Origin of the sequence: Longimicrobium sp. (genome assembly GCA_036389135.1) — a bacterium.
GTDB lineage: Bacteria > Gemmatimonadota > Gemmatimonadetes > Longimicrobiales > Longimicrobiaceae > Longimicrobium.
The window spans coordinates 1-1,567 of the sequence record DASVQP010000071.1; the positions used below are offsets into that span (position 1 = coordinate 1).

The 1,567-nt window shown below is 67.6% G+C and carries 1 protein-coding gene; it reads right to left on the minus strand.

Annotation, left to right across the window (positions count from 1 at the left end; all coding sequences use genetic code 11):
* Positions 1–78 precede the first annotated feature (78 nt).
* Positions 79–1,365: an MFS transporter gene (locus VF584_17170; protein ID HEX8211911.1), complete on the minus strand. Its 1,287-nt coding sequence runs from the start codon at positions 1,363–1,365 to the stop codon at positions 79–81.
* Positions 1,366–1,567: the final 202 nt, after the last annotated feature.

A 1,567-nucleotide genomic window follows, 5' to 3' on the forward strand; every position in this document is an offset into this window, starting at 1 on the left:
TGGAGCGATTATAACACAATCCAGGGGGCTGCTTTTCGGACGCGATCCGGTGGAAGTGCTTACGCCCCGCGCCCGCGGTCACTCTTTATCGTGCGTGTCCAGCCGGCCCAATCGCCGCAGCTCGGGTGCCAGTACCGCCACGATCGCCACCACCAGCACCGTGCCCAGGCCGCCCCCTACCACCGCCCCCACCGTCCCAAACACAGCCGCCATGACCCCCGACTCGAACGCGCCTAGCTCGTTCGAGATGCCGATGAACACGTAGTGCACCGCGTTCACGCGCCCGCGTAACGTATCGGGTGTGAGTGTCAGCACCAGCGTGCTGCGTATCACCACGCTCACGCTGTCGAGCGCGCCCAACAGCGCCAGCATAGCCAGGGACAGCGCGAAGTCGCGGGACAGCCCGAACACCACCGTCGCTAGCCCGAACCCCGCCACCACGACCAGCAAGGTTCGCCCCGCATAGCGCAACGGCGGGATTACCGCCATTACGAGGGCCGCCACTACCGCCCCCGCCGCCGGGGCCGCCCGCAACCACCCCAGCCCGGCGGCCCCCACCCCCAGGATGTCCAGCGCGAACACCGGGAGCAGCGCCGTCGCCCCGCCCAGCAGCACCGCGAACATGTCGAGCGTTACGGACGTGAGGATCGCGGGCGTCCGCCAGATGAAGCGCACTCCGGCCAGCAAGGAGTTGAGGTCGATAGGCTCGGTAACGCGGTCCACGGCGCGAGGGCGGAGTAGGCAGAACAGCAGCGCCACCAACACCAGCAGCCCCCCGGAGGCAGCGTACACGCCCGCCGCCCCGCCCCACAGCGCGATCAGCAAGCCTCCTAGCGCCGGACCCAGGATAGCCGACGTTTGCCACGCCCCGCTCGACCAGGCGGCCGAGCTGCCGTAGTGAGTCGGGGGCACCACCTGCGCGCTCATCGCGCTAAACGCCGGACTCTGAAACGACCTGGCGACCCCGATGCCGAACAGCAGCGCGTACATGGCGGGTAGCGGCCCCGTGCTGAGAGACAGGCCAACCAGCCCAAACGCGCAGGCGGCAAGCCCGCTCATCGCCGCAACCACCACCCACTTGCGCTCTCGGCGGTCGGCCACCTGCCCCGCGGGCAGCGCCAGCAGCAGCACGGGCACGATCTCCACCAGGCCGACAAGCCCCAGCGCGAAGGGGTCCCGGGTGCGCTCGTAAAGCTCCCAGCCTACCGCCACCCCCAGCATCTGCTCGGCCACCACGGCAAGGAAGCTACCCATAACCAGGAGCCGGAAGTCGCGGAACCGTAGCGCCGCGAAGGGGTCGTGGCGCGGGCGCTCGGGGCTTTCTCCCGGCTGGGCGGGGGTCTCAGGCGTCTCTACCGGGAACATAGGCTACTATTATACCCCAGGGAATAAGAGCCGGACCCGCCAGGACACCAGGAACGCCAGGAGCGCCAGGAGCGCACCAAGAGAATCAGGCCCACGGGTGAGAGTAGTGGCGCAAATTGCATGTCGTACTGGAGGAGCTATAGGGGTGATACGGAGTTAGAATCTATCTACCGACGGGAACTGCTTAAGTCGGTAGTTTAGA

Bases quoted from the DNA above. Each gene is read 5' to 3' on its own strand.
- VF584_17170 (HEX8211911.1), bottom strand. From the start codon at position 1,365: ATGTTCCCGGTAGAGACGCCTGAGACCCCCGCCCAGCCGGGAGAAAGC.